Genomic DNA, 25,293 nt, shown 5'->3' with positions numbered 1-25,293 from the left:
GGATCCGGCCGTCAGCCGAGCGGCAGGCCCTGCGCGGTCCAGCGGTCGCCGCGCTGCTCCAGGGTCAGCGGCAGGCCGAAGCAGTGCGAGAGGTTGCGGGCATTGAGGGTGGTCCCGATCGGGCCGGCCGTCATGATCTTGCCTTGACGGATCATCAGCACGTGGGTCATGCCGGGGACGATCTCCTCCACGTGGTGGGTGACCATCACCATGGACGGCGCGAACTCGTCCTGGGCGAGCGCGGCGAGACGGCGCACCAGGTCCTCGCGGCCGCCGAGGTCGAGGCCGGCGGCGGGCTCGTCCAGCAGCAGCAGTTCGGGGTCGGTCATCAGGGCGCGGGCGATCAGGGTGCGCTTGCGCTCGCCCTCGGAGAGGGTGCCGAACTTGCGGTCGGTGAAGCCGGCCATGCCGAGCCGGTCGAGCAGCGCCAGGGCGCGGGCCTCGTCGGGCTGTTCGTAGGTCTCCTTGCCGTGCACGGTCAGACCCCAGGCGGCGGTCAGCACCGTCTCCAGCACGGTCTGGTTGCCCGGCAGCTTGTCGAACATGGCGGCGCTGGCCAGGCCGATCCGGGCACGCTGCTCGAACACGTCGATCTGGTCGAGCTTCTCGCCGAGCACGACGGCCTGGCCCGAGCTCGGGAACAGGTAGGCACCGGCGATCTGGAGCAGCGTCGTCTTGCCCGCGCCGTTCGGACCGAGCACCACCCAGCGCTCGCCCTCCCTGACCGTCCAGGACACGTGATCGACGAGCGCGCGCCCCTCCCGGACCACGGAAACGTCCACCAGCTCCAGCACGTCGCTCATGCCTACGCCTTCCCCAAATGCAAGAATCCGGCCGTCCGTGGAACCTGCGCGAAGGTCCTCGGGGTGCGGTCCAACCTGTGTCAGGCCAAACCTACGCCACCCGCCCCGCCCGGTTGTCCGTAGGCTGGTCCGATGCTCGCGACTCCAGCCGACAATCCGTACCAAGAGCCTCGTTCGGGGCGACTCACCGCGTGGGGCAACGCGCTGCTGGCCGGCGCCTGCTCCCCCGACGACGCCGCCACCGCCGTCCAGGGCGAGGACGACGCCCACCGGGTGACCGGCCTGCCCGGCGAGCAGCCGGACTCGCTGCACGGCCTCACCTGGGCGCTGGGGAAACTGCGCGTGCTCGGCGCGAAGGGTCTGCGGCTGGCGCTCCCGGCGGCCGGGCACCCGCTGGGGCTGACCGGGCCGCCGGCCTTCAACGCGCTGGCGATGGGCGCCGGCGAGGCCGTCCTCGCGGTGGGCGTCCCGTACGGGCTGGTGCCGGAGGTCGAGGTGTACGGCCCCGAGGGCGACCAGGGCGTGCGGGTGCTGTGGCAGTGCCTGCCGGTCAACGACGCGCTGCCCGCCGACGTGCCTTCGCTGGACGAGGCGGAACGGGAGCTCGCGGACGGCCTGCGGCAGGCCACCGCCATGCTGACCCGGCTGGACGTCGCCGGGGCCGGCCCGCAGACGCTGCGCGCCCTGGAGGGCTTCCGCCGCCGCGGCCACCGCGAGTTGCTCGCCCCCGGCTACCCGCAGCGCGCGGTGCGGGTGCTGGAGTCGGCCCGGCAGGTGTCGGCGCTGCTGGGGATCGCCGCGGGCGGCCACGGCGCGGCGGTCTCCGCCTCGGAGATGACGGCCCGCCGGGAGATCCTCGCCCCGCTGGACCGCACCGCCCGGCGGGCCCAGGTCGCCGCGTACAACGCGATCGTGGACGAGCAGCAGCGCGGCTGAGCAGCGGCCTCGCGGCCCGGGCTCCGGGGGCGGTCGGCGGCGCCCGGGCCGTCAGGCCTGGTTGCGGACCGCCCACAGCGCGGCCTGGGTGCGGTCCGCGACGTCGAGTTTCATCAGGATGTTGCTCACGTGCGTCTTCACCGTCTTCTCCGACAGGTGCAGTGCGCGCGCGATCTCCCGGTTGGAGCGGCCGTCGGCAAGGTGCGAGAGCACCTCGCGCTCGCGGTCGGTGAGGCTGCCGCCGCGGCCCTGCGGGGGCGCGGGGACGTCCTCGGCGAGCAGGGCGGCGGCGAGTTCGGGCTGGAGCAGGACGTGGCCGGCGTGCACCGAGCGGATCGCCCCGGCCAGTGCCTCCGGGTCGACGTCCTTGTACACGTAGCCGGCCGCGCCGGCCCGCAGGGCGGGGACCATGGTGCGGTGCTCGGTGAAGCTGGTGACGATCAGCACCTTGGCGGGGTTGTCCTGTTCGCGCAGCAGCCGAAGTGCCTCGATGCCGTCCACCCGAGGCATCTTGAGGTCCATCAGCACCACGTCGGGGGCGAGCGCGCGGGCCTGCTCGACGGCTTCCGCGCCGTCGGCGGCCTCGCCGACCACCTCGATGTCGTCCTGCACCTCCAGGAAGGTGCGCAGGCCGCGCCGGACCACCTGGTGGTCGTCCACCAGCAGCACGCGGATCGGTGACGCGGTGTCAGGCACCGGGGACCTCCAGTTCGACCAGGGTGCCCCGGCCCGGGGCGGAATCCAGGGACAGTCGGCCGCCGACCGCGGCGGCCCGGTCGCGCATCGACACCAGGCCCAGGTGGCGGCCGGCCCGGCGGACCGATTCGGGGTCGAAGCCCCGGCCGTCGTCGGCGACGGTCAGCCGGACGCCCCGACCGGGGGTGCCGGTGAGGGTGACGGTGACGGTCTTCGCCTGGGCGTGCCGCAGCGCGTTGTGCAGCGCCTCCTGGGCGACCCGGAGCACCGCCGCCTCCTGGCCGGCGGGCAGGGCGCGCACGCCGGTCGCGGTGAACTGCACGGTGGCGCTGTGCGCCCGGTCGAGCACCTGGGTCTGCGAGGCGAGGGTGGCGACCAGGCCGTCCTCCTCCAGTGCGGCGGGGCGCAGTTCGACCACCACGGCGCGCAGTTCGTCGGCGGCCTCGGCGGCCAGCCGGGCGACCTCGGCGAGGTTGTCGCGGGCCCGGGCGGGGTCGCGGTCGACAAGTTTGGCGGCGGCCCGGGCGGTGAGGCGCAGCGAGAAGAGTTTCTGCGAGACGGCGTCGTGCAGGTCGTGGGCGATCCTGGCGCGTTCGCCGGACAGCGTGAGTTCGCGGCTGCGTTCGTAGAGCCGGGCGTTGCCGAGGGCGAGCGCGGCGTGGGCGACCAGGATCCGCAGCAGGGCCTCGTCGTGCTCGGTGAAGCCGCCGGGCTTGTTGGCCAGGAACAGGGCGCCGGCGATCTCGTCCTCGTCCATGATCGGCATGCCGAGGAAGTCCGTCATGTCGGGGTGGACGTCCGGCCAGCCGCCGAACGCGGGCGCGGTGCGGACGTCCTTCAGCCGGGTGGGTTCGCGGTCGTGCAGCATCGAGGCGAGCACGCCGTGCTGGCGAGGCAGCGGGCCGATCGCCCGCCACTGCTCGTCGCTGACGCCGTCGACCACGAACTGTGCGAACCCGCCGTGGTCGTCGGGCAGGCCGAGGGCGGCGTACTCGGCGCCCAGCAGGGTGCGCGCGGAGGCGGTGATCCGGCGCAGCACCTCACGCACTTCGAGCGGTCGGCTCATCGCCAGTACGGCCGCACTGACCGCCTCGATCCCCTTCAGCGAGGGGTCGCACCCGGGACTGTCCATGCCGCCACGCTACCGCCGCGATCATGGCCTTCGCCTCGGGCGGCGGACCTACGTCGAAGGGCCGGGGAAGCGTGCTTCCCCGGCCCTGTGCGAGTCGTCCGAGCGATCAGCCCTTCTGCATGACCTCGGGCTCGTGGCGCTTCTGGAAGCGCTGGATGGCGAAGGCCAGGCCGACCGAGATGAGGATCATGACGGTCCAGTTGAGGAACATGATCCCGGCGGAGTGGTCCCAGAGCTTGTCGATCGGGGCGGTCTCCGGGGGCTTGGCCACGACCACGGGTGAGATGTGGGCCAGGTCGAGGGTGTTGCCGCTGGCGGCGACGCCCCAGCGGGCGGGCATCAGCCAGCCGAGCTGCTCCAGGCCGGGCTTGTCGAACAGCTGGAAGATCGCGCCGGTGAAGACCATCTGGACGATGGCGAACATGACCAGCAGCGGCATGGTCTTCTCGGCGGTCTTGACCAGGGAGGAGATCGCCAGGCCGACCATCATCGAGGTGAAGCTGAGCAGGATCACGCCGATGGACATCTCGACCGCGGGCAGGTGCTTGAAGATCAGGCCCTCGGCGGGGAGCTTGCGGACCTTGAAGGCGATCGCGGAGATGATGCCGCCCTGCAGGAAGCTGATCGCGCCGAGCACGATGAACTTCGAGGCCAGGTACGCGGACCGGGACAGGCCGGTGGCGCGTTCCCGTTCGTAGATCGCGCGTTCCTTGATGAGTTCGCGGACCGAGTTCGCCGAGCCGGACAGGCAGGCGGAGAACGCGACGACCATCAGGATCAGCCGGGCGACGTCGTTGCGGCCGGCCGCGTTGTTGCAGGGTGCCAGGCCGCACTTGTCGGGGATCACCGCGGACACCGCGCCGAGTACCAGCGGCAGGATCAGCGACAGCGCGATGAAGCCCTTGTCGGAGGCGATCACCGCCAGGTAGCGGCGGATCAGCGTCCACAGCTGGGAGCCCCAGCTCTGTGCCTTGGGCGGGCGCAGCTGGGTGAGCGCGTTGGGCTGGGCCTGGGTGACGGCGGCGTCCACGTTGGCCGAGTACTTCTGGTGGTGCACCGAGTTGCGGTAGCGGCCGGCCCAGTCGTGGTCGGGGTAGTTCTCGAAGGCCTGGAAGACGTCGGCCCAGGTCTCGTAGCCGAAGAAGTGCAGGGCCTCCGCGGGCGGGCCGAAGTAGGCCACCGAGCCGCCGGGCGCCATCACCAACAGGCGATCGCAGAGCGCGAGTTCGGCCACCGAGTGGGTGACCACCAGGACGGTGCGGCCGTCGTCGGCGAGGCCGCGCAGGGTCTGCATGACCTCGCGGTCCATGCCCGGGTCGAGGCCGGAGGTGGGCTCGTCCAGGAAGATCAGCGAGGGCTTGGTGAGCAGTTCCAGCGCCACCGAGACGCGCTTCTGCTGGCCACCGGAGAGTGCGGTGATCCGGTTGTCGGCGCGCTTGTCGAGGCGCAGCTCGTACAGCACCTCGTCGATCCGGCGGTCGCGCTCGGCGGCCTCGGTGTCGCCGGGGAAGCGCAGCCGGGCCGCGTACTTGAGGGCGGTGCGGACGGTGAGTTCCTTGTGCAGGATCTCGGACTGCGGCACCAGGCCGATCCGGGAGCGCAGTTCGGCGAACTGCCGGTACAGGTTGCGGCCGTCGTACAGCACGTCGCCGCGGTCGGCGGGCCGGTAGCCGGTGAGGGCGCGCAGCAGGGTGGACTTGCCGGAGCCGGACGGGCCGATCACCGCGACCAGGGACTTCTCCGGGACGGAGAACGACACGTCGCCGAGCAGGGTCTTCTTGCCGCCCTTGAAGTCGACCTCGACGGTCAGGTGGTGGGCGGAGAAGGTGACGGCGCCGTTGTCGACGAACTCCTGGAGCTGGTCGCCGACCAGTACGAAGGAGGAGTGGCCGACGGTCAGCCGGTCCTGCGGGCCCATCAGCTGGCGGCGGGTCGGCTGGCCGTTCAGGAAGATCCCGTTGTGGCTGCCGAGGTCGACGATCTCCCAGCGGCCGTCCGGCAGTTGGCGCAGTTCGGCGTGGTGCCGGGAGACCTGGAGGTCGGAGACCACGATGTCGTTGTCCAGGGCGCGGCCGATCCGGATGGTCCGCCCGCCGCTCAGGCTGCGGACCATGGTCGGGCTGCCGAGCCCGCCGGCGGGCCCGGGCTGCTGCGGGGCCACCGGGTGCTGCGGCACGGGCGGCTGCGGCTGCGGCTGCTGGAACTGCTGCTGTGCGGGCTGCTGTTGGTGCGGGAACGGCGGCTGCGGGACGGGCGCGGCGGCGCCGCCCTGCTGCTGCGGGAAGCCCTGCTGGGGGAAGCCCTGCTGGTGGGGGGCCTGCGGCGGCGGGAAGCCCTGCTGCTGGTGAGGGGCCTGCTGCTGGGGGAAGCCCTGCTGCGGCGGCGGGAAGCTCTGCTGCTGCGGGAAGCCGGGCCGCGGCGTGGGGGCGTCCCAGCCCTGCGGGATCGGCTGCTCGACCGACGGCGGCCAGTGGCCGGGCCGGGCGGCCGGGCCGGGGCCCACCGGCGGCTGGCCCACCGGCGGCTGCTGGTACGGCTGCTGCTGGTACGACGGCTGCGGGCCGGGGGCCCGGCTCGTGACGGCCTCGTGCAGCGGCCCGCCCTGCGCGGATGCGGCCGGCGCGGGTGCGGGTGCGGGTGCGGGCGCGGTGAAGGCCAGCCGGGGGCCGTTCTGCCCGTTGCCGAGGTGCACCACGGTGCCGGGGTGGACGCCGGTCTGCTGGACCCGGGCGCCGGCCACGAAGGTGCCGTTGGTGGAGCCGTGGTCGGTGAACTGCCAGGCCGTACCGTCGAAGCTGATGGTGGCGTGCCGCCAGGAGACCCTGGCGTCGTCGAACGGGAAGTCCGACGCCGGGTCACGGCCGATGGTGTAGGCGCGGCCGGGTTCGAGTACCCGCTGCCGGCCGTCGATTTCAAGTACGAGTTGCGGCAACTCTCCGCCCGCCCCGCTCTCCGGTCCCCCAGGATGTTGCATCTGACGGGGGGAATCATTCCAGCCGGGTCCGTCTGTCCGAAACCCGGTACACGGTTCTGTGACCGCCCGGCTACCGCTCGCGGACCTGGTGGAGTGTCCGCCGGGCGTCCCACGACCCGGACGCGGGCGGCTCGCGCGGGGACGCTCCGGGTAGCGTGGGGGGCACCATGAACGCAACAGATCCGGCCGCTCAGGCCCTTTCCGCCGCGCCGCCCGTGCACACCGACAACGAGCGAACGCTGCTGGTCAAGGTGTTCGGCAAGGACCGCCCCGGCATCACCGCGGGCCTGTTCACCCAGCTCGCCGGTTTCGGGGTCGAGGTGATCGACATCGAGCAGGTGGTCACCCGTGGCCGGATAACGCTGTGCGCGCTGGTCACTCCCCCGCCCGCGCCGGGCGCCGAGGGTGCCCTGCGGGTGACGGTGCACCGCTGGGCGGAGGAGCACCGGCTGCAGGCCGAGATCATCTCCGGCACCGGCGACAACCGTCCGCGCCGGGAGGGCCGTTCGCACGTCACGGTGCTCGGCCACCCGCTGACCGCGGCCGCGGTGGCGGCGCTGTCGGCCCGGGTCTCGGAGGCCGGCGGCAACATCGACCGGGTGTTCCGCCTGGCCAAGTACCCGGTGACGGCGGTGGAGCTGACCATCTCCGGCGTCCCCACCGAGGAGCTGCGGGCGGTGCTGGCGGCGGAGGCCGCCGTGCAGCGGGTGGACATCGCGGTGGTCCGCTCGGGCCTGCACCGGCGGGCCAAGCGTCTGGTGGTGATGGACGTCGACTCCACGCTGATCCAGGACGAGGTGATCGAGCTGTTCGCCGCCCACGCGGGCTGCGAGGCGCAGGTCGCCGAGGTGACGGCGCAGGCGATGCGCGGCGAGCTGGACTTCGCCGAGTCGCTGCGCGCCCGGGTGGCGCTGCTGGCTGGCCTGGACGCGGCGGTCACCGAGAAGGTCCGCTCGGAGGTCCGGCTCACCCCGGGCGCCCGGACCCTGATCCGCACCCTGAAGCGGCTCGGCTACCAGGTGGCGATCGTCTCCGGCGGCTTCACCCAGGTCACCGAGCACCTGGTGGAGCGCCTGGGCCTGGACTTCGCGGCCGCCAACACCCTGGAGGTGGTGGACGGCAAGTTCACCGGCAGGGTGACCGGCGAGATCGTCGACCGGGCCGGCAAGGCCCGCTGGCTGGCCCGGTTCGCCGAGCAGGCCGGGGTGCCGCTGGAGCAGACGGTGGCGATCGGCGACGGCGCCAACGACCTGGACATGCTGAACGCGGCGGGCCTGGGGGTGGCGTTCAACGCCAAGCCGGTGGTCCGCGAGCAGGCCGACACCGCCGTGAACGTGCCGTTCCTGGACACCGTGCTGTACCTGCTGGGCGTCACCCGCGAGGAGGTCGAGGCGGCCGACGAGCTGGACGGCACGCCCACCGGGGACTGACCGCGACGCGAAGAAGGGGCGGGATCCGACACCCGGATCCCGCCCCTTCTTCGCTGCCGTCAGTCCTGCGGCATGAAGTAGGACTCCAGCCGGGCCACGCCGGGCTCGACCAGCTTCCACGGGCCGCCGAAGCTGAGCACCGCCACCGCGGCGGGCGGGAAACCGTTCAGCCGCATCCGGTTGAGCGCCTCGGTGTCGCCCTCGTCGCCGGCCAGCACCTGGGTCAGGCCCAGCACGCCGGGGTTGTGGCCGACCAGCAGCAGGTCGCTGTGCTCGTCGGGGGTCTCCTGGATGACCTCGATCAGCTTGCCCGGCTGGGCCTCGTACACCCGGTCCTCGTAGACCGTCTTCCGGGGCCGCTTGGGCAGCTCGTGGGCGACCAGTTTCCAGGTCTCCCGGGTGCGCAGCGCGGTGGAGCACAGGACGTGGTCGGGGTTGACGCCGGAGTCGGCGAGCCAGCGGCCGGCCTCGGTGGCCTGGCCGCGCCCGCGGTCGGCCAGCGGGCGGTCGTGGTCGTCGACCTGGTTGGGCCAGTCGGCCCGGGCATGACGAAGAACGATGATCCTACGAGGAGTGTCGGCGCTCATACCCCTAGAGCTTCGCAGAAAACCGCCGCCCGGGCGCGGGGTCGGGGAAGCTGCCACCCCTGCGGGTGGCGGCTCCACCGGCCTGTCGCGGGACGGCGGCCGCAGCCCGGGTCAGCCCATGTTCTGCGCGACCGTCGCGATGATCGAGATCACCACCACGATCGCGGCGATCAGGCCGAGCATCTGCAGCAGCTTCTTCTGGCCGCCCTGGGGATTCGGTTCGAGAACTGGCATGTCGCCGAGCCTAACCGACCACCTCGTCCTCGATGTGACGGGCCCTGGCGGCGCGCAGACCGACCAGGATCTGCGGCACCAGCAGCAGCGCCAGCAGGCCCAGCGGCAGGTACCAGTCACCGGTGTGCTCGTAGAGCGCGCCCATCAGGATCGGGCCGGGGATGCAGATCAGGTAGCCCAGGCTCTGCGCGAACGCCGACAGCTGGGCCACCCCGCCCGGGGTGCGGGCGCGCAGGCCGAGCATGGTCAGCGCCAGCGGGAACGCGCACATCGACAGGCCGACCAGGATCGCCCACAGCCACGGCACCGTCCCGGCGGCCAGCATCAGCCCGAGATAGCCCGCGATGCCGCACAGGCCCAGCAGCAGCACGTACAGCCGCTGGTCACCGCCCCGGGCGGCCAGGTTCGGCAGCACGAACGAGACCGGCACGCTGACCGCCATCACCACCGCCAGCAGCACCCCCGCCGCGGACTCCGAGACGCCGGCGTCGTGGTAGATCTTCGGCAGGAAGCCCATCGCGCTGTACGCGCTGGTGGACTGCAGGCCGAAGAACGCGCCCAGCGCCCAGGCGGTGCGGCTGCGCAGGATCGGCAGCCGCACGGGGGCCGAGGCGGCCGGAGCAGCGGCCGCATTCCTGTCCCGGCGCAGGAACAGCACCGTCAGCCACAGCACCAGGGCCACCACGGCGGGCAGCGCCCAGAGGCCGAGACCCAGCCGCCAGGAGCCGCCGAGCGCGTCGGCCAGCGGGACGGTGGTGGCGGCGGCCAGCGAGGTGCCGACCGACAGGGCCATCGAGTACAGGCCGATCATCGGACCGACCCGGTCCGGGAAGTACCGCTTGATCACCACCGGCAGCAGCACGTTGGCCAGCGCCACTCCGGCCAGCGCCAGCGCGGTGAGCAGCAGGAACACCGCGGCGGAGCCGGTGAAGGAACGGGCCAGCACACCCGCCGCGATGGCGCCCATCGAGGCCGTCACCACGGTGATCGGGCCCAGCCGGCGGGACAGGCCGGGGGCGGCGAAGCCCAGCAGCGCGAAACACAGCGGCGGCACCGCGGCGAGCAGGCCGGCCAGCGTGGCACTCATCCCGAGGTCCTCACGGACCGGGTCGAGCAGCGCGCCGAGGCTGGTCACCACCGGACGCAGGTTGACCGCGGCGGCGGCCACACCGACGGCGAGCAGGACGGCGCCGGCATGACGGACCGCCGGGGACGGGCCGAGGGTGGCGGTGCTGGACGAAGGGGCTGGTCGGGGGCTCTCGGTCTCGGTCGCTGAGGGGTCTGCTGCGGTAGACATGGCGTAATCATAGAATCATGGGATGACTTAAGTCGCCCCGGTATCCTGATGACGTAAACCACAGAAGGAGCCCGACCTTGGCGCTGTCGACCACTCGCCGCACCCCACTCTCCGACCAGGTGATCGCCCAGCTCAGGGCCCAGATCACCTCCGGCGAATGGCCGGTGGGATCACGCATCCCCACCGAGGCGGAACTCGTCGACCAGCTCGGCGTCGCCCGCAACACCATCCGCGAAGCCGTCCGCGCCCTCGCCCACAACGGGCTGGTCGACATCCGGCAGGGCTCCGGCACCTACGTCCTCGCCACCAGCGAACTCGCCGGCGTGATGCACCGGCGCTTCGCCGACGCCGACCAGAACCAGGTCGCCGAACTCCGCGCCACCCTGGAAACCTCCGCCGCCGGCTTCGCCGCGACCCGGCGCACCGCGCGCGACCTCGAACTCCTCGACGCCGCCCTGGCCCGCCGCGACGCGGCCTGGCACGCCGGCGTCCCCGAGGACTTCATCCAGGCCGACGCCGCCTTCCACCATGCGGTGGTGGCCGCCGCCCACAACGACGTCCTCGCCGCGATCTACGCCGATCTCGGCGAGGTCCTGCTCGCCCACCTCCGCCACGACGTCGGCCCCGACCTGCTCCCCCACCGCTGGGTGCCGCACTCGGACATCATCGACGCGATCAGGTCCGGCGACGCCGAAAAGGCCGCCGAAGCGGCAGGCCGGGCGATTGGCCGATGCAAGACCTGAGGAAAGAACGGCGAGAGCCACAACAGGGGCCCGTGGGGGGCACCTCCCAGCCCGCAAGGGCTGGGGGAGAACAGCGGGGCCGAGACTGCTGGTGATCAACGGGGCGCTGAAAGGTCCCGTCGTTTCGGGTCCCCTTCTTTGCCTGGTAGCAGTCACGACCTACCGCTCTCCCCGACCACCAGCAGCTCGGCCTCGCAGTTCCCCGAGCCCCTGAAATCACGCGCCGATGGCGTGCAGCCCGCCGTCCACGTGGACAATCTCGCCGGTGGTCTTCGGGAACCAGTCGCTGAGCAGCGCGACCACGCCGCGGCCGGCCGGCTCCGGGTCGGTGAGGTCCCACTTGAGCGGGGAGCGGGAGTCCCAGGTGGCGGCGAGGTCCGGGAAGCCGGGGATCGACTTCGCGGCCATCGAGCCGATCGGGCCCGCCGAGATCAGGTTGCAGCGGATGTTGCGCTCGCCGAGGTAGCGGGCGAGGTAGCGGTTGGTGGACTCCAGGGCGGCCTTCGCCGGGCCCATCCAGTCGTACTGCGGCCAGGCGAACTGCGCGTCGAAGGTCAGGCCGACCACCGAGCCGCCGTCCTGCATGAGCGGGAGCAGCGCGGTGGTGAGGGACTTCAGCGAGTACGCGGAGACCTGCATGGCGGTGGCGACGGACTCCCAGGGGGTGTCCAGGAAGTTGCCGCCGAGCGCGTCCTGCGGGGCGAAGCCGATGGAGTGGACGATGCCGTCCAGGGTGGGCAGGTGCTCGCGGACCTGGTCGGCGATGCCGGCCAGCTGCTCGGCGCTGGAGACGTCGAGTTCCAGGACCTTGACCGGCTTGGGCAGCTTCTTGGCGATGCGCTCGGTGAGGCTGGGCCGGGGGAAGGCGGTGAGGATGATCTCGGCGCCCTGTTCCTGGGCGAGCTTCGCGGTGTGGAAGGCGATGGAGGACTCCATCAGCACGCCGGTGATCAGGATGCGCTTGCCTTCGAGAATTCCAGTCATGCTCAGTGACCCATGCCCAATCCGCCGTCGACGGGAATGACGGCTCCGGTGATGTACGCGGCCTCGTCGGAGGCCAGGAACCGCGCGGCCGAGGCGATCTCGGCGGGGGCGGCGTAGCGGCCCAGGGGGACGCCGGAGACGATCTCCTTGCGGCGCTCCTCGCTGAGCACGGCGGTCATGTCGGTGTCGACGAAGCCGGGCGCGATCACGTTGACGGTGATGTTGCGGGAGCCCAGTTCGCGGGCCAGCGAGCGGGCGAAGCCGACCAGGCCGGCCTTGGAGGCGGCGTAGTTGGCCTGGCCGGCGGAGCCGCTGAGGCCCACCACGGAGGAGATCAGCACCACGCGGCCCTTGCGGGCGCGCAGCATCTTGGCGGCGGCGCGCTTCACGACCCGGAAGGTGCCGGTGAGGTTGGTGTCCAGGACGGAGGTGAATTCGTCCTCGGACATGCGCAGCAGCAGGGTGTCCTTGGTGATGCCGGCGTTGGCGACCAGGACCTCGACCGGGCCGTGGGCGGCCTCGATCTCCTTGAAGGCGGCGTCGACCTGCTCGGTGTCGGTGATGTCGGCGCGCACCGCGAGGACGTCGTACTTGGCGAGTTCCGCCGGGACCTCGCCGTTGCGGCTGGTGATGGCGACCTTGTCGCCCGCCTCGGCGAAGCTCTGGGCGATGGCGAGGCCGATGCCCCGGTTACCTCCGGTGACCAGTACCGAGCGGCTCAACGGTCCACCTCTTCCCTACTCGATGTGCGCGTGCCGATCGCACGCGTAGCCATCTGTGACGCTATCGGTAGGGTGCGAGCTCGGGCGAAGCGGCCTTCGACAGGCCTTGCCGGGTGAGTTCTGTCGCATCCCGACAATTCGGGTGCGGGTCGGGCGCGGGGAACGCCAGGCCGTTGGCGGCCGTTGCCCCCGGAGGTGCTCCGGAGATTCCGGGCACCGGTTCGAGCGAGCCGATCGGAGCGGACGCGATGAGTGGTGCACTCCCTGGCCGGACGGGCCGCCGGGCGCTGGCGGCGGTGGCGGCACTGACGGTGGCGGGTGCGGCGGCGTGGGCGCTGCGGGAGCTGCCGGCCCAGTTCGGGCGCCGTCCCGATCCGCTGGACCCGCGGGTGCGGGTGTCCCCGCAGTACCGGGACGGGGTGTTCCACAACGCGCCCTCGCAGGTGTCGCCGGGTGCGCCCGGGCGTCCCGACGGGGCGACGCTGCGCCGGATGCTGTTCGAGAAGGACGGGCGGGCGCCGACCGGTCCGGTGCCGCTGGCGGTGCCGGAGCAGCCGGCCGCGGCGTCCCAGGAGGTGGCGGTGACGTGGTACGGCCACGCCTCGGCGCTGCTGGAGCTGGACGGCTGCCGGGTGCTGGTGGACCCGATGTGGTCGGACCGCTGTTCGCCGTCCGCGCGGGTGGGCCCGAAGCGGCTGCACCCGGTGCCGGTGGAGCTGGCGTCGCTGCCGCAGGTGGACGCGGTGCTGATCTCCCACGACCACTACGACCACCTGGACATGGCGACGGTGCGCCGCCTGGTGGAGCTCCAGTCGGCGCCGTTCGCGGTGCCGCTGGGTATCGGCGGGCACCTGCGCCGCTGGGGTGTGCCGGAGCACCGGATCATCGAGCTCGACTGGGACGAGACGTGCACGCTCGGCGAGTTGACGCTGACGCTGACCGCCGCGCACCACTTCTCCGGCCGGGGTTTCACCCGCAACCCCACGCTGTGGGGTTCGTGGGTGGTGGCCGGGCCGCGGCGGCGGGTGTTCTTCACCGGTGACTCCGGCTACTTCGAGGGTTTCGCCCGGATCGGCGAGCAGCACGGACCGTTCGATGCCGCGCTGATGGCGATCGGCGCGTACGACGACGCCTGGGCGGACATCCACCTGAGCCCGGAGGACGCGGTCCGGGCGCATCTGGAGTTGCGCGGCGGCCTGCTGCTGCCGGTGCACTGGTGCACGTTCAACCTGGCGCCGCACCGCTGGGCGGAGCCGGTGGAGCGGCTGTTGGCGGAGGCGAAGGCGCAGGGGGTGCCGCTGGCGGTGCCGCGTCCGGGGCAGCGGGTGGAGGTGGCCGATCCGCCGGAGCTGGACGGCTGGTGGGAGGCGCTGTGCTGACCGGAAACTGACTGGGCGTCAGGGCGGTTCGGCGAATATTTGCTGGCAGAACGCCCTGCGGCCGAGGATGATGCGAGCGGGTGCGCCCTCGACCCGGGGGCGGCCCGCCGCACCCGACCCTCGACCCAGGGAGCCCGATGCCCCCCTCCGCGATGGACCCTCAGTTCCTCTCGTACCCGTTGCGCCCACTGGCGGACGCGGCCCTGTCCCGGGCCCGGCAGCTGGGCGTCTCGCACGCCGATTTCCGGCTGGAGCGGGTCCGTTCGGCGTCCTGGCGGCTGCGTGACGCCCGGCCGTCCGGATCGTCGGACACCGTGCAACTGGGCTTCGCCGTCCGGGTCCTGCTGGACGGCGCCTGGGGCTTCGCCGCGGGCGTGGATCTGACGCCCGCCTCGGCGGCGGCGGTTGCCGAGCAGGCGGTGGCGGTGGCCCGGCTGGCGGGCGGGATCAGCCGCGCGGCGGGCTCGGGCGAGCGGGTGGAGCTGGCCCCGGAGCCGGTGTACCCGGACGCGGCGTGGGTCTCCGCCTACGAGGTGAACCCGTTCGACGTGCCGGACGCGGAGAAGACCGGCCTGCTGGCCGAGTGGTCCTCCCGGCTGCTGGCGGCCGACGGTGTCTCGCACGTGTCGGCGACGGTGCTGACGGTGCAGGAGAACAAGTTCTACGCGGACACCGCGGGCACCGTGACGACCCAGCAGCGGGTGCGCCTGCACCCGTGGCTGGAGGCCACCAGCGTGGACGAGCGGACGGGCGCGTTCGACTCGATGCGCACCATCGCCCCGCCGGCCGGGCGCGGGTGGGAGTACCTGCGCGGCACGGGCTGGGACTGGGACGCCGAACTGGCCGAGCTGCCCGAGCTGTTGGCGCAGAAGATGGCCGCGCCGAGCGTCACCGCGGGCCGCTACGACCTGGTGATCGACCCGTCCAACCTGTGGCTGACCATCCACGAGTCGGTCGGCCACGCCACCGAGCTGGACCGCGCGCTGGGCTACGAGGCCGCCTACGCGGGCACCTCGTTCGCCACCTTCGACCGGCTCGGCAGCCTGAAGTACGGCTCCGAGCTGATGCACGTCACGGGCGACCGGACGGCCGAGCACGGCCTGGCCAGCATCGGGTACGACGACGAGGGCGTGGCCACCCAGTCCTGGGACCTGATCCGCGACGGCGTCCTGGTCGGGTACCAACTCGACCGTCCGATGGCCAAGTTGAAGGGTTTCGAGCGTTCCAACGGCTGCGCCTTCGCGGACTCCCCGGCGCACGTGCCGGTGCAGCGGATGGCCAACGTCTCGCTCCAGCCCGCGGCCGACGGCCCGGACACCGCGGGCCTGATCTCCCAGGTGGAGAACGGCCTGTTCATCGTCGGCGACCGTTCGTGGTCGATCGACATGCAGCGCTACAACTTCCAGTTCACCGGGCAGCGCGCCTACGCCATCCGCAACGGCGAACTCGCCGGGCAGGTCAAGGACTTCGCCTACCAGGCCACCACCACCGACTTCTGGGGCTCGATGAGCGCCGTCGGCGGCCCGCAGACGTACGTGCTCGGCGGGGCCTTCAACTGCGGCAAGGCCCAGCCGGGCCAGGTCGCCGCGGTCAGCCACGGCTGCCCGTCCGCGCTGTTCCGTCAGGTCAACGTGCTCAACACCCAGCAGGAGGCGGGTCACTGATGTCCCTCACGCACCCCCACGAGCTGGTGGAACGCGCCCTCGAACTGTCCCGCGCCGACGGCTGCGTGGTGATCGCCGACGAGGAGTCCACCGCCAACCTGCGCTGGGCCGGCAACGCGCTGACCACCAACGGCGTCACCCGCGGCCGCCGGCTCACCGTGATCTCCACCGTGAACGGCGCGCAGGGCACCGCCGCCGGCGTGGTCGCCCAGGAGGCCGTCACGCTCGACGAGGTCGAGCAGCTGGTGCGCGCCTCCGAGGCCGCCGCCCGGGCCGCCGAACCCGCCGAGGACGCCCAGCCGCTGATCACCGCCCGGCCCGCCGACCCGCGCTTCACCGAGGCCCCGCAGGTCACCGACATCGGCGTGTTCGACGCGTTCGCGCCCGCCCTCGGCGAGGCCTTCGGCCGCGCCCGCGCCAATGGCGAGCTGCTGTACGGCTTCGCCCGGCACGAGATGGTCACCTCCTACCTGGGCAGCTCCACCGGCCTGCGGCTGCGCCACGACCAGCCCACCGGCACTGTCGAGCTGAACGCCAAGACCGCCGACCTGTCCGGCTCCGCCTGGGTGGGCGCCGCCACCCAGGACTTCACGGACGTCGACGTCACCGCCCTGCACACCGACCTGACCCGCCGCCTCGGCTGGGGCCGCAAGCGGATCGACCTGCCGGCCGGCCGCTACGAGACCCTGCTGTCGCCGTCCGCCGTCGCCGACCTGCTGGTCTACCTGTCCTGGTCGTCCGGCGCACGGGATGCCGTCGAGGGCCGCTCCGTGTTCGCGAAGACCGGCGGCGGGACGCGGATCGGCGAGCAGCTCAGCCCGCTGCCGCTGACCCTGCGCTCCGACCCGGCCGAGCCCGGCATCCAGGCCGCCCCGTTCGTGCTCACCCGGTCCTCCGGCGAGAACGACTCGGTGTTCGACAACGGCGCACCGCTGACCGCCACCGACTGGCTGCGCGACGGCAAGCTCGCCCACCTGCTGACCACCCGCCACTCCGCGGGCCTGGCCGGCCTGCCGCTCACCCCGCCGGTCGACAACCTGGTGCTGGAGACCTCCGCGCCCGACGCGCCGACGCTGGAGGAGATGGTCGCCCGCACCGAGCGCGGCCTGCTGCTCACCTGCCTCTGGTACATCCGCGAGGTCGACCCGGCCACCCTGCTGCTCACCGGCCTCACCCGGGACGGCGTCTACCTGATCGAGAACGGCGAAGTGGTCGGCGCGGTCAACAACTTCCGCTTCAACGAGTCCCCGGTCGACCTGCTCGGCCGGATCACCGAGGCGGGCCGCACCGAGCGCTGCCTGCCCCGGGAGTGGGGCGACTGGTTCACCCGGGCCGCGATGCCGCCGGTGCGCGTGCCCGACTTCAACATGAGCTCGGTCAGTCAGGCCTCCTGACCGGCCGACCGAACCCCTGGGGGATCCCGATGGACGAAAAGCACACCGTCAAAGCGTCGAAGATGCTCAGCCGCATCCTGCGACACGACCCGGGCGCCATCGGGGTCACCCTGGACGCGGCGGGCTGGGTGGAGATCGACACCCTGCTCGCCGCGCTCGCCCGGCACGGCCGACGGCTCAGCCGCGCCCAGCTGGACCACGTGGTCGCCACCAACAACAAACGCCGCTTCGCCTACTCCGAGGACGGCCGCTCCATCCGGGCCAGCCAGGGCCACACCGTCGAGATCGACCTCGGCCTGCCCGCCACCACGCCGCCCGAGGTGCTGTTCCACGGCACCGCCGAGCGCACCCTCCCGTACATCCTGGCCAAGGGCCTGCGCCCGATGGCCCGGCAGGACGTCCACCTCTCCTCCGACACCGAGACGGCCGTCAAGGTCGGCTCCCGGCACGGCCGCCCGGTGGTGCTGGAGGTGGACGCGGCGGCGATGGCCGCCGACGGCCACGAATTCCGGGTGTCTGCGAACGGTGTCTGGCTCACCGACGCCGTACCCGTCCAGTACCTGCGCCGCACCGGCTGACGCCGTACGGACCCCACGTGGGTCCGCCCGGCGTCAGCGGGGTTACCGTGGACGACCGTAGGGAGCCGGAACCGCGAGGATGGATGGACAATGCGCAAGAGCGCGGACGACGACCAGGTCTTCCGGATCACCGGTGCCCGCAGCAGCCTCACCGAGGACGTCCGGGGCCGACAGCGCCGGTACGTGATCTCCATGCTGATCCGCACCGTGTGCGTCCTGCTCGCCGTCATCCTGTGGGACGTGCAGCGCTGGCTCGCCTTCGCCGCACTGGCCGGCGGCGCGCTGCTGCCGTACTTCGCGGTGCTGATCGCCAACGCCGGCCGCGAGCGGGCACCCGGCCTTCCCTCGACCTTCGACTTCTCCCCGGACACCCCGCTGATGCTCGGCCCCGGCGGGACGGGCGGCGGCGGGGCGGCGGCTGCCACCGCCAACGCCACCGAGAACCGGCCACAGGATTGAGAATCCCTCAATTCCGGTGTCCGATATGACCGTTCATGAGCCAGTATGACCGCCTGAAAGCTCAGACGATCCTCAAATTAATCACCGGACGGACGAGCTTCCGAGCCCATTGCCGTGCCATACTTCCTAAGCGCTCCGCATCCCCCGTCGGAGCGACAGACCGACGCCGGGCAGCTCCCCCCGTGGCTGCCCGGCGTCGTCATGCCCGGGCATAGGATCGGATCCATGGACACCGCGCACCCCCTCTTCGGCACCCCCACCGGCCCCGACGGCCCGGCCGGTCCCCCGAAGTGCTCCGCGAAGGGCTGCCGCGAGCACGCCACCTGGACCCTGCTGTGGAACAACCCCAAGCTCCACACCCCCGACCGCCGCAAGACCTGGCTCGCCTGCGACGAACACCGCGACTCCCTCAGCCAGTTCCTCGCCGTCCGGGGCTTCCTCAAGGACACCGAGCCCTTCTCCGCGTAACGGGGTGTCGACCTCCCCGCACCCAGTAGCGTGGTCTGCGTTTCGATGCTTGGGGGGATGCGGTGTCTCGTGGTGCAAGGCGAATGTCCCGGGCGGAGGCGCTGCGCCGCCGCGTCGACTCCCAGTTCGTCGGACGCCGGGCCCAACTCGCCCTGTTCGCCGACAACCTCCGCAAGAATCCCGACCCGGAGGCCGGGCCCGACCCCGCCGACTTCCTGTTCCACGTCCGGGGCGTCGGCGGCATCGGCAAGTCCACCCTGATCGCCCAGTGGCGGGAGACGGCCCGCCGGACGGGCGGGCGCACCGCGCTCATCGACGACACCGACGTGCAGGGCACCGACACCGCACTGGCCGCACTCGCCGCCCAACTCGCCTCGCCCGAGGCCCCGTTCAAGGACTTCGACCGGGCCCTGGAACAGCACCGGCGGGCCCAGGCCACCCCCACCGACCTGCCGTCGCTGCCCGCCCGGGTGGTCGCCCACGCCGCCCTCGGCGCGGCCAACACCCTCGCTCCCGGCTCCGCCGCCTTCACCACCCCCGAGACCGTCGCCGAGAGCACCGACCGGCTGATCGCCGCCGTCCGCCGCCGCCGGCCCACCGGCGACTCCGAACTCGCCGCCCTCAGCCGGGCGTTCGTCACCGAACTGGCCCGCCTCTGCGAACGTGAGTCCTCCCCCTGGGTGGTGCTCTTCCTCGACACCTGGGAGATCACCGGCCGCCACCTCGACGGCTGGCTCCGCGAGTTGATCGACGGCGCGTACGGTGATCTCCCGCTCGAAGTGATCATCGTGCTGGCCGGCCGCGACGAACTCGCCGAACGCGACTGGGCCCGCCTGCGCCCCGCCGTGGTGGACGTCAGCCTTGACGCCTTCACCGAGCAGGAGGCCCGCGACCTCCTCGCCAGCCGCGGCGTGCGCTCCCCCGACGCGATCGACGCCATCGTCCGGATGTCCCTCGGCCTGCCCCTGCTGCTGGCCCTGCTCGCGGGCACCGACCCGCACTCCGCCGAGGAGGTCGCCGACGCCGGAACGGACGCCGTGGACAAGGCAGTTCAGCGCTTCCTGCAGTGGATCCCCGAACCTGCCCTCCGCGAGACCGTCCTCGCCGCCGCCCTCCCGCCCCGCCTCGACCGCGACCTCTTCTGCCTCGCCGTGGACGACCCGACCGCCCCCGGCTGGGACTGGCTCCTCGACCAGCCCTTCGTCACCGGCCACGGCGACGCCCACCAGTACCACGCCGTCGTCCGCGCCAGCCTCCTCCGGCGCCACCGCATCCGCGACCCGCACGCCTGGCACGACGGCCACACCCGCCTCGCCCGGCACCACACGGCCGCCCGCGAAGCCCTCCAGGCCGAGCTCCCGCCGTCCCGGCTCCGCAGCAACGCCCGCTGGCTCCGCCACCTCCTCGACGAGACCTACCACCTGCTCTGCACCGCCCCGACCACCCAGCTGCCGCCGGCGCTCCACCGCCTCGCGGAGGCCGCCGACCACTCCCCCGACTCCCTCACCGCCTGGGCCGAACTCCTCACCCTGGCCGCCCGCGACACCGCCGACGCCGACCTCACCCGCTGGTCCGAGCAGCTGCACGCCGCCCTCACCACCCCCGACCCGGCCGAGACCGTGCTCACCGCCCTGGCCGCCCCCGGCCTGCCCGCCCGCCTCCGGGCCCGGGCGCTGACCGGGCAGGGCCACCGGTCGAGCCAGCGGGGCGAGGACCCCGAGGCCCTCGTCCTGCTGGACCAGGCCCTGCTGCTCGCCCCCGACCTGCTGCCCGCACTGATCCAGCGCGGCCGGGTGCACTGCTACCTCGGCCACCACGACCTGGCACTGGCCGACCTGGACGCGGCGCTCGCCCGCACCCCGTTCGCCGCCGAGGTGCTCGCGGCCCGCGAGCACCCGGACCGTCTGGCGGCCGCCGTCTCCGACCGCGCGGCGACCGTGGCAGCCAGGCTGGAACCCGCCGACGCCTTCTACTTCCGGGGCTGGGTCCTGCGCCTGGTCGGCCGACTGGACGAGGCGCTGGCCGACCTCGACGCCGCCCTGGTCCTCGACCCGGAGGACAGTTGGACACTGTCCGAACGCGGCCAGGTGCACCACACGGCAGGCCGGTTCGACCATGCGATCGCCGACTTCACCGCCGCCCTCGCCCTCGAACCCGAGCACAGCTCGGCCCTGATCCACCGCGGCCAGGCCCAGCGCGCGGCGCACCGGATCGACCTCGCCATCGGCGACTTCGACGCCGCCCTCGCCCTCGACCCCTCCAACGCCTGGGCCCTGTGCGAACGCGGCATCACCCACCGACTCGCCGACCGCCCGGAACAGGCGATCAGCGACTTCACCGCCGCGCTCTCCGCCAACCCCGGCTACGTCTGGGCCCTGAGCGAACGCGGCAAGACGCACTACCAATCAGGCCGGCTCTCCCACGCGGTCGCCGACCTGGACGCCGCCCTCGCGCTCGACCCCGGCAACCCCATCGTTCTGCGCGACCGCGGCGAGGCGCACAGCCGGGCGGGACGGTACGGCCAGGCCGTCGCCGATTTCACCGCCGCCATCGCCCTCAACCCCAACGACTTCATCACCCTGGTCTGGCGAGGCCGCACCCACTGCCGGCAGGGCCATCTCGACCTGGCCCTCCTCGACCTCGACGCGGCGCTCGCCATCAACCCCGCCGATCCCTGGGCCTACTTCTACCGCGGCGAGATCCATCAGGACGCGACCCGCCACCCGGAGGCGATCGCGGACTTCACCGCCGCCGTCGCCATCGACCCACAGCACATCTGGGCGCTGCTGCACCGCGCGAAGTCGCACCGGCGAACCGGCAGCCTCGACCAGGCGTCCGCCGACCTCGACACCGCCCTCACCATCGACCCCCGCTTCCACTGGGCCCTCCTCGAACGCGCCCACCTGCACCGACAGACCGGCCGCCACGACCTGGCCCTCACCGACTTCGACGCCGCCCTCACCATCGAGCCCGACTCCCCCTGGGTGCTGCGCGACCGCGCCGAACTCCACCGCCGCGCGGGCCGCCTCGACGCAGCCGTCACCGATCTCAGGGCGTCCCTCGCACTCGCGCCCTACGAGATCGGCACCCACTGCGCCCTCGTCGCGGTGCTCCGCCGACAGGGCGAGTGGCAATCCGCCCGGGAAGCCCTGGACCAGGCCGCCCGCCTGGAACCGACCGCCCCCGGCGTACTCCGCGAAGAGGCCGTCACACAGCTGTACGAGCACGGCCGCGAGGCCGCCACCCCGGCCTGGGACGCGCTGCTGGCCGCAGTCCCACCCACCCTCGCGGCCTCCCGAGCGGCCCTGGCGGTGCTGCACGCGGTGGCCGTCCAGGACGGCGAACTCGGCCCCCCAACAGCCGAGTTCCTCGCCGTCCCGAACGCCCCCGACACCCACGACACCCTCCGCGAATACCTCCACGAACTGACCACCTCCCCAGCCGCCACCCGCGCCGCCACCGCACTCGACCTGCTCGGATAGCCGCAGCCGCGCAGATTCCGCGGCTTCGTCGTGGTCCGCGAAAACGGCGAGCACGCACCGCGCAGCGACGTTGGAGCTGCTGCGTCAGGCGGGCGGGCTGGAACCCGGCGCTTCCGCGCAACGCTGATCAGCCGCCACCTGCGGGGCTAGCCGCCGATCGCCGACATCGGCCGGTCGGGCTGGAGGAACTCCGGGGCGTCGATGCCCGCGCCGGCCTTCTTGCCCCACATCGCGGCGCGCCACAGCTCGGCCAGCTCCGCGTCGCTCGCGCCGGAACGCAGCGCGCCGCGCAGGTCGGTCTCGCCGGTCGCGAACAGGCAGTTGCGGATCTGGCCGTCGGCGGTGAGGCGGGTGCGGTCGCAGGCGCGGCAGAACGGGCGGGTGACGGAGGCGATGACACCGACCGTCGCGGGGCCGCCGTCCACCAGCCAGCGTTCGGCGGGGGCGGCGCCGCGCACCGAGGACGGTTCGGGGGTGAGGATGAAGCGCGTCCGCAGCAGCGCGAGGATCTCCTCGGCGGTGACCATCTGCGAACGGTCCCAGCCGTGTTGGGCGTCCAGCGGCATCTGTTCGATGAACCGCAGCTGGTAGCGGTGCTCGATCGCCCAGGCCAGCAGGTCGGCCGCCTCGTGGTCGTTGACACCGCGCATCAGCACCGCGTTGAGCTTGACCGGCCGCAGCCCGGCTGCCTCGGCCGCCATCAGCCCGTCCAGGACGTCCTGGTGGCGGCGGCGGCGGGTCAGCCGGACGAAGGTCTCGGGGTTCAGGGTGTCGATCGAGACGTTGACCCGGTCGACTCCGGCGTCCCGCAGGGAAGCAGCCACCCGGGCGAGGCCTATGCCGTTGGTGGTGAGCGAGATCTCGGGGCGCGGGTCGAGCGCCGCGCACGCCGTGATGACGGAGACCAGCCCGGGCCGCAGCAGCGGTTCGCCGCCGGTGAACCGGACCTCCCGCACGCCGAGCGAACCGACCGCCAGGCCGACCAGCCGGACGATCTCCTCGTCCGTGAGCAGTTCGGGCTTGCCGAGCCAGTTCAGGCCCTCTTCGGGCATGCAGTAGGTGCAGCGCAGGTTGCACCGGTCGGTGAGGGAGACCCGCAGGTCGACGGCCTGTCGTCCGTAGGTGTCGAGGAGCATCCCGGTCCCGCCCTTCCTCGGAGGCCGTACCGGCCCGGCCGCCGGTCGGCAGCCGGGCCAGCTTAACCGGGCCGCGATCGGGGTCAGTCGGCGCCGAGCCCGGTGAGCGAACGGACCTCCAGTTCGGCGTACTTCGCGGGGTCGGCCTTCTCGCGGGCCAGCCAGGTGCCGATCGCGCCGGCCAGGAAGCCGACCGGTATGGAGACCAGACCGGGGTTCTCCAGCGGGAACCAGTGGAAGTCGCTGTGCGGGAAGAGCGAGGTCTTGGCGTTGCCGGAGACCACCGGGGAGAAGATCACCAGGGTGACGGAGGTGATCAGGCCCGCGTAGGTGGCCCAGACCGCGCCGACGGTGTTGAACCGCTTCCAGAACAGCGAGTACAGCAGGGTGGGCAGGTTGGCGGAGGCGGCGACCGCGAAGGCCAGCGCGACCAGGGCGGCGGCGTTCAGCTTGTCGGCGAAGATCGCCAGCACGATGGCGATGGCACCGATCGCGACGGCGGCGAGTTTGGCGCTGGCGACCTCCTCCTTCTCGCTCGCCTTCCCGCGCCGGATCACGTTGGCCCAGAGGTCGTGGGCGAAGGACGAGGAAGAGGCCAGGGTGAGTCCGGCGACCACGGCCAGGATGGTGGCGAACGCGACGGCGGAGATCACCGCGAGCAGCACCGCGCCGCCGGTGGAGCCCGCCCCGCCGCCGAGTTGTTCGGCGAGCAGCGGGGCGGCGGTGTTGCCGGCCGCGTTGGAGGCCTTGATGGTCTTCGGGCCGACCAGCGCGGCGGCGCCGAAGCCGAGGGCGAGCGTCATCAGGTAGAAGACGCCGATGATGCCGATCGCCCAGAGCACGGACTTCCGGGCGGCCTTGGCGGTGGGGACGGTGTAGAAGCGGACCAGGATGTGCGGCAGCCCGGCGGTGCCGAGGACGAGGGCGATGCCGAGGCTGAGGAAGTCGAGTTTGGTGGTGCCGGTGACGCCGTATTTGAGTCCCGGTTCGAGGAAGGCGTGGCCCTTGCCGCTGGCGTCGGCGGCGGCGCCGAGCAGGCTGGACAGGTTGAAGTGGTACTTGGCCAGCACCATGACGGTCATCGTCGCGGCGCCGGCGATCAGCAGCACGGCCTTGACGATCTGCACCCAGGTGGTGCCCTTCATGCCGCCGACGGTCACGTAGATCACCATCAGCGCGCCGACCGCCACGACCGTCCAGCGCTTGGCGCCGTCGCCGCTGACGCCGAGCAGCAGGGCGACCAGCGAGCCGGCGCCGACCATCTGGGCGAGCAGGTAGAAGATCGACACCACGATGGTGGAGATGCCGGCGGCGGTGCGCACGGGGCGCTGGCGCATCCGGAAGGCGAGCGCGTCGGCCATGGTGTAGCGGCCGGAGTTGCGCAGCGGTTCGGCGACCAGGAGCAGCGCGACCAGCCAGGCGACCAGGAAGCCTATGGAGTAGAGGAAGCCGTCGTAGCCGAACAGGGCGATGAGTCCGGCGATGCCGAGGAAGGACGCGGCGGACATGTAGTCGCCGGAGATCGCCAGGCCGTTCTGGAAGCCGGTGAAGGCGCGGCCGCCGGCGTAGAAGTCGGCGGCGTCCTTGGTCTGCCGTCCGGCCCACAGGGTGATGCCGAGGGTGGCGATCACGAAGGCCCCGAACAGCGACATGATCAGGGTGCGGTGCTCGCTCGCGGTGCCGGCCAGCTGGATCATTCGGCACTCTCCTCGACAGCGGCGGCAGCGGCAGCGGCAGCGGCGCGCCCCCGGATGGCGGCAGCGGCCGGGTCGAGCCGCCGGCCGGCGTGGCGGGCGTACCGGGCGGCGATGGCGAAGGTGCTGGCGAACTGGAGCAGGCCGAGCACCAGGGCCAGGTTGATGTTGCCTGCCACCTTGGTGCCCATCAGCCCGGGCGCGTAGCAGGAGAGCAGTACGTACAGCAGGTACCAGAGGACGAATCCGGCCGTGACGGGGAAGGCGAAGTTCCGGAAGGAGCTGCGCAGTTGACGGAATTCCGGTGATTCCTCGATGCCGGTGAACGGTTCCGGGGCGGTCTCGGGCGGGGGTGTCACGCAGTGCCTCCTGACGTCTTCGGTGCGACGGACGATCGGATGGGCGTGGGTGCTGTCGTGTGGAGTGCGGAGCATGGTAGATCCGGGGCGGGGCCGCGAGAAGATCCCGTGCACGACCCGGTCGAAAACTGACCGGAAACGC

General features: G+C 72.5%; 22 protein-coding genes. 10 read left to right on the top strand and 12 right to left on the bottom strand.

What is annotated here, in order from left to right:
• Positions 1–11: 11 nt before the first annotated feature.
• A complete protein-coding gene (locus ACFV18_RS23315; protein ID WP_380486160.1) occupies positions 12–803 on the bottom strand; it encodes an ABC transporter ATP-binding protein in 792 nt (263 codons plus the stop codon).
• A 132-nt stretch (positions 804–935) separates the two neighbouring features.
• Here ACFV18_RS23315 and ACFV18_RS23310 point away from each other — a divergent pair, with 132 nt between their 5' ends.
• Complete coding sequence (locus ACFV18_RS23310) at positions 936–1,739, top strand: hypothetical protein (protein ID WP_380486158.1); 804 nt, start codon at positions 936–938, stop codon at positions 1,737–1,739.
• 51 nt (positions 1,740–1,790) lie between these two features.
• Here ACFV18_RS23310 and ACFV18_RS23305 read toward each other — a convergent pair whose 3' ends face one another.
• The 3 genes from ACFV18_RS23305 to ACFV18_RS23295 form a co-directional block, all read right to left on the bottom strand.
• Positions 1,791–2,435, bottom strand: coding sequence for a response regulator (locus tag ACFV18_RS23305; protein WP_380486156.1), 645 nt, complete (start codon positions 2,433–2,435; stop codon positions 1,791–1,793).
• Positions 2,428–3,567: a GAF domain-containing sensor histidine kinase gene (locus tag ACFV18_RS23300; RefSeq protein ID WP_380486155.1), complete on the bottom strand. Its 1,140-nt coding sequence runs from the start codon at positions 3,565–3,567 to the stop codon at positions 2,428–2,430. The genes ACFV18_RS23305 and ACFV18_RS23300 overlap by 8 nt, the downstream gene beginning before the upstream one ends.
• 106 nt (positions 3,568–3,673) lie before the next feature.
• Entirely contained in the window at positions 3,674–6,541 is a 2,868-nt protein-coding gene (locus ACFV18_RS23295; RefSeq protein ID WP_380486153.1) for an FHA domain-containing protein, read from the bottom strand.
• Positions 6,542–6,708: 167 nt separating this feature from the next.
• Between ACFV18_RS23295 and serB the strand changes: the two genes are divergently transcribed.
• Complete coding sequence (gene serB / locus ACFV18_RS23290; protein ID WP_380486151.1) at positions 6,709–7,971, top strand: phosphoserine phosphatase SerB; 1,263 nt, start codon at positions 6,709–6,711, stop codon at positions 7,969–7,971.
• 59 nt (positions 7,972–8,030) lie between these two features.
• Here the strand turns inward: serB and ACFV18_RS23285 are convergent, their stop codons facing one another.
• From ACFV18_RS23285 to ACFV18_RS23275, 3 genes are all read right to left on the bottom strand, one after another.
• On the bottom strand, positions 8,031–8,558 hold the full coding sequence (locus ACFV18_RS23285) for a SixA phosphatase family protein (RefSeq protein ID WP_380486149.1): 528 nt from the start codon (positions 8,556–8,558) through the stop codon (positions 8,031–8,033).
• Positions 8,559–8,669: 111 nt separating this feature from the next.
• Complete coding sequence (locus ACFV18_RS23280; RefSeq protein ID WP_380486147.1) at positions 8,670–8,792, bottom strand: SGM_5486 family transporter-associated protein; 123 nt, start codon at positions 8,790–8,792, stop codon at positions 8,670–8,672.
• A 10-nt stretch (positions 8,793–8,802) separates the two neighbouring features.
• Complete coding sequence (locus tag ACFV18_RS23275) at positions 8,803–10,089, bottom strand: CynX/NimT family MFS transporter (protein WP_380486145.1); 1,287 nt, start codon at positions 10,087–10,089, stop codon at positions 8,803–8,805.
• A gap of 77 nt (positions 10,090–10,166) precedes the next feature.
• On the opposite strand from ACFV18_RS23275, the gene ACFV18_RS23270 reads away from it, so the two are divergent.
• A complete protein-coding gene (locus ACFV18_RS23270; protein WP_380486143.1) occupies positions 10,167–10,832 on the top strand; it encodes a FadR/GntR family transcriptional regulator in 666 nt (221 codons plus the stop codon).
• Between the two features lie 216 nt (positions 10,833–11,048).
• Here the strand turns inward: ACFV18_RS23270 and fabI are convergent, their stop codons facing one another.
• Together fabI and fabG are read right to left on the bottom strand one after the other, a co-directional pair.
• Positions 11,049–11,816 (bottom strand): enoyl-ACP reductase FabI, encoded by a 768-nt coding sequence (gene fabI / locus ACFV18_RS23265; RefSeq protein ID WP_380486141.1) that lies wholly within the window; start codon positions 11,814–11,816, stop codon positions 11,049–11,051.
• Positions 11,817–11,818: 2 nt separating this feature from the next.
• Complete coding sequence (fabG, locus tag ACFV18_RS23260) at positions 11,819–12,538, bottom strand: 3-oxoacyl-[acyl-carrier-protein] reductase (RefSeq protein ID WP_380486138.1); 720 nt, start codon at positions 12,536–12,538, stop codon at positions 11,819–11,821.
• 248 nt (positions 12,539–12,786) lie between these two features.
• Between fabG and ACFV18_RS23255 the strand changes: the two genes are divergently transcribed.
• From ACFV18_RS23255 to ACFV18_RS23225, 7 genes are all read left to right on the top strand, one after another.
• Positions 12,787–13,917, top strand: a complete 1,131-nt coding sequence (locus ACFV18_RS23255; protein WP_380486136.1) for an MBL fold metallo-hydrolase — start codon at positions 12,787–12,789, stop codon at positions 13,915–13,917.
• 137 nt (positions 13,918–14,054) lie between these two features.
• Positions 14,055–15,581: a TldD/PmbA family protein gene (locus ACFV18_RS23250; protein ID WP_380486134.1), complete on the top strand. Its 1,527-nt coding sequence runs from the start codon at positions 14,055–14,057 to the stop codon at positions 15,579–15,581.
• A complete protein-coding gene (locus ACFV18_RS23245; protein ID WP_380486132.1) occupies positions 15,581–16,975 on the top strand; it encodes a metallopeptidase TldD-related protein in 1,395 nt (464 codons plus the stop codon). The genes ACFV18_RS23250 and ACFV18_RS23245 overlap by 1 nt, the downstream gene beginning before the upstream one ends.
• 29 nt (positions 16,976–17,004) lie before the next feature.
• Positions 17,005–17,553 (top strand): RNA 2'-phosphotransferase, encoded by a 549-nt coding sequence (locus ACFV18_RS23240; protein ID WP_380486130.1) that lies wholly within the window; start codon positions 17,005–17,007, stop codon positions 17,551–17,553.
• Between the two features lie 90 nt (positions 17,554–17,643).
• A complete protein-coding gene (locus ACFV18_RS23235; RefSeq protein WP_380486128.1) occupies positions 17,644–18,012 on the top strand; it encodes a DUF3099 domain-containing protein in 369 nt (122 codons plus the stop codon).
• A gap of 225 nt (positions 18,013–18,237) precedes the next feature.
• Positions 18,238–18,480, top strand: coding sequence for a hypothetical protein (locus ACFV18_RS23230; RefSeq protein ID WP_380486126.1), 243 nt, complete (start codon positions 18,238–18,240; stop codon positions 18,478–18,480).
• Positions 18,481–18,563: 83 nt separating this feature from the next.
• Entirely contained in the window at positions 18,564–21,962 is a 3,399-nt protein-coding gene (locus tag ACFV18_RS23225; protein ID WP_380486124.1) for a tetratricopeptide repeat protein, read from the top strand.
• Positions 21,963–22,108: 146 nt separating this feature from the next.
• Here ACFV18_RS23225 and moaA read toward each other — a convergent pair whose 3' ends face one another.
• From moaA to ACFV18_RS23210, 3 genes are all read right to left on the bottom strand, one after another.
• A complete protein-coding gene (moaA, locus tag ACFV18_RS23220; protein ID WP_380486121.1) occupies positions 22,109–23,098 on the bottom strand; it encodes a GTP 3',8-cyclase MoaA in 990 nt (329 codons plus the stop codon).
• A gap of 83 nt (positions 23,099–23,181) precedes the next feature.
• Positions 23,182–24,795: a cation acetate symporter gene (locus ACFV18_RS23215; RefSeq protein ID WP_380486119.1), complete on the bottom strand. Its 1,614-nt coding sequence runs from the start codon at positions 24,793–24,795 to the stop codon at positions 23,182–23,184.
• Positions 24,792–25,151 carry a DUF485 domain-containing protein gene (locus ACFV18_RS23210; RefSeq protein ID WP_380486117.1) on the bottom strand — a complete coding sequence of 120 codons (360 nt, stop codon included), beginning with the start codon at positions 25,149–25,151 and terminating at the stop codon, positions 24,792–24,794. Before ACFV18_RS23210 ends, ACFV18_RS23215 begins: the two co-directional genes overlap by 4 nt.
• Positions 25,152–25,293 lie beyond the last annotated feature (142 nt).

Origin of the sequence: Kitasatospora sp. NPDC059673, assembly GCF_042734215.1 — a bacterium.
GTDB lineage: Bacteria > Actinomycetota > Actinomycetes > Streptomycetales > Streptomycetaceae > Kitasatospora.
Note: the sequence above shows the minus strand (reverse complement) of the source record. Positions and strands in the feature narration are given on the sequence as shown.

What these genes read in the sequence shown, in the direction of transcription:
- ACFV18_RS23315 (WP_380486160.1), bottom strand. Translation starts at nt 803, where the DNA reads ATGAGCGACGTGCTGGAGCTGGTGGACGTTTCCGTGGTCCGGGAGGGG.
- ACFV18_RS23310 (WP_380486158.1), top strand. Translation starts at nt 936, where the DNA reads ATGCTCGCGACTCCAGCCGACAATCCGTACCAAGAGCCTCGTTCGGGG.
- ACFV18_RS23300 (WP_380486155.1), bottom strand. Translation starts at nt 3,567, where the DNA reads ATGGACAGTCCCGGGTGCGACCCCTCGCTGAAGGGGATCGAGGCGGTC.
- ACFV18_RS23295 (WP_380486153.1), bottom strand. Translation starts at nt 6,541, where the DNA reads ATGCAACATCCTGGGGGACCGGAGAGCGGGGCGGGCGGAGAGTTGCCG.
- serB (WP_380486151.1), top strand. Translation starts at nt 6,709, where the DNA reads ATGAACGCAACAGATCCGGCCGCTCAGGCCCTTTCCGCCGCGCCGCCC.
- ACFV18_RS23285 (WP_380486149.1), bottom strand. Translation starts at nt 8,558, where the DNA reads ATGAGCGCCGACACTCCTCGTAGGATCATCGTTCTTCGTCATGCCCGG.
- ACFV18_RS23280 (WP_380486147.1), bottom strand. Translation starts at nt 8,792, where the DNA reads ATGCCAGTTCTCGAACCGAATCCCCAGGGCGGCCAGAAGAAGCTGCTG.
- ACFV18_RS23275 (WP_380486145.1), bottom strand. Translation starts at nt 10,089, where the DNA reads ATGTCTACCGCAGCAGACCCCTCAGCGACCGAGACCGAGAGCCCCCGA.
- fabI (WP_380486141.1), bottom strand. Translation starts at nt 11,816, where the DNA reads ATGACTGGAATTCTCGAAGGCAAGCGCATCCTGATCACCGGCGTGCTG.
- ACFV18_RS23255 (WP_380486136.1), top strand. Translation starts at nt 12,787, where the DNA reads ATGAGTGGTGCACTCCCTGGCCGGACGGGCCGCCGGGCGCTGGCGGCG.
- ACFV18_RS23250 (WP_380486134.1), top strand. Translation starts at nt 14,055, where the DNA reads ATGCCCCCCTCCGCGATGGACCCTCAGTTCCTCTCGTACCCGTTGCGC.
- ACFV18_RS23245 (WP_380486132.1), top strand. Translation starts at nt 15,581, where the DNA reads ATGTCCCTCACGCACCCCCACGAGCTGGTGGAACGCGCCCTCGAACTG.
- ACFV18_RS23240 (WP_380486130.1), top strand. Translation starts at nt 17,005, where the DNA reads ATGGACGAAAAGCACACCGTCAAAGCGTCGAAGATGCTCAGCCGCATC.
- ACFV18_RS23235 (WP_380486128.1), top strand. Translation starts at nt 17,644, where the DNA reads ATGCGCAAGAGCGCGGACGACGACCAGGTCTTCCGGATCACCGGTGCC.
- ACFV18_RS23230 (WP_380486126.1), top strand. Translation starts at nt 18,238, where the DNA reads ATGGACACCGCGCACCCCCTCTTCGGCACCCCCACCGGCCCCGACGGC.
- ACFV18_RS23225 (WP_380486124.1), top strand. Translation starts at nt 18,564, where the DNA reads ATGTCCCGGGCGGAGGCGCTGCGCCGCCGCGTCGACTCCCAGTTCGTC.
- moaA (WP_380486121.1), bottom strand. Translation starts at nt 23,098, where the DNA reads ATGCTCCTCGACACCTACGGACGACAGGCCGTCGACCTGCGGGTCTCC.
- ACFV18_RS23215 (WP_380486119.1), bottom strand. Translation starts at nt 24,795, where the DNA reads ATGATCCAGCTGGCCGGCACCGCGAGCGAGCACCGCACCCTGATCATG.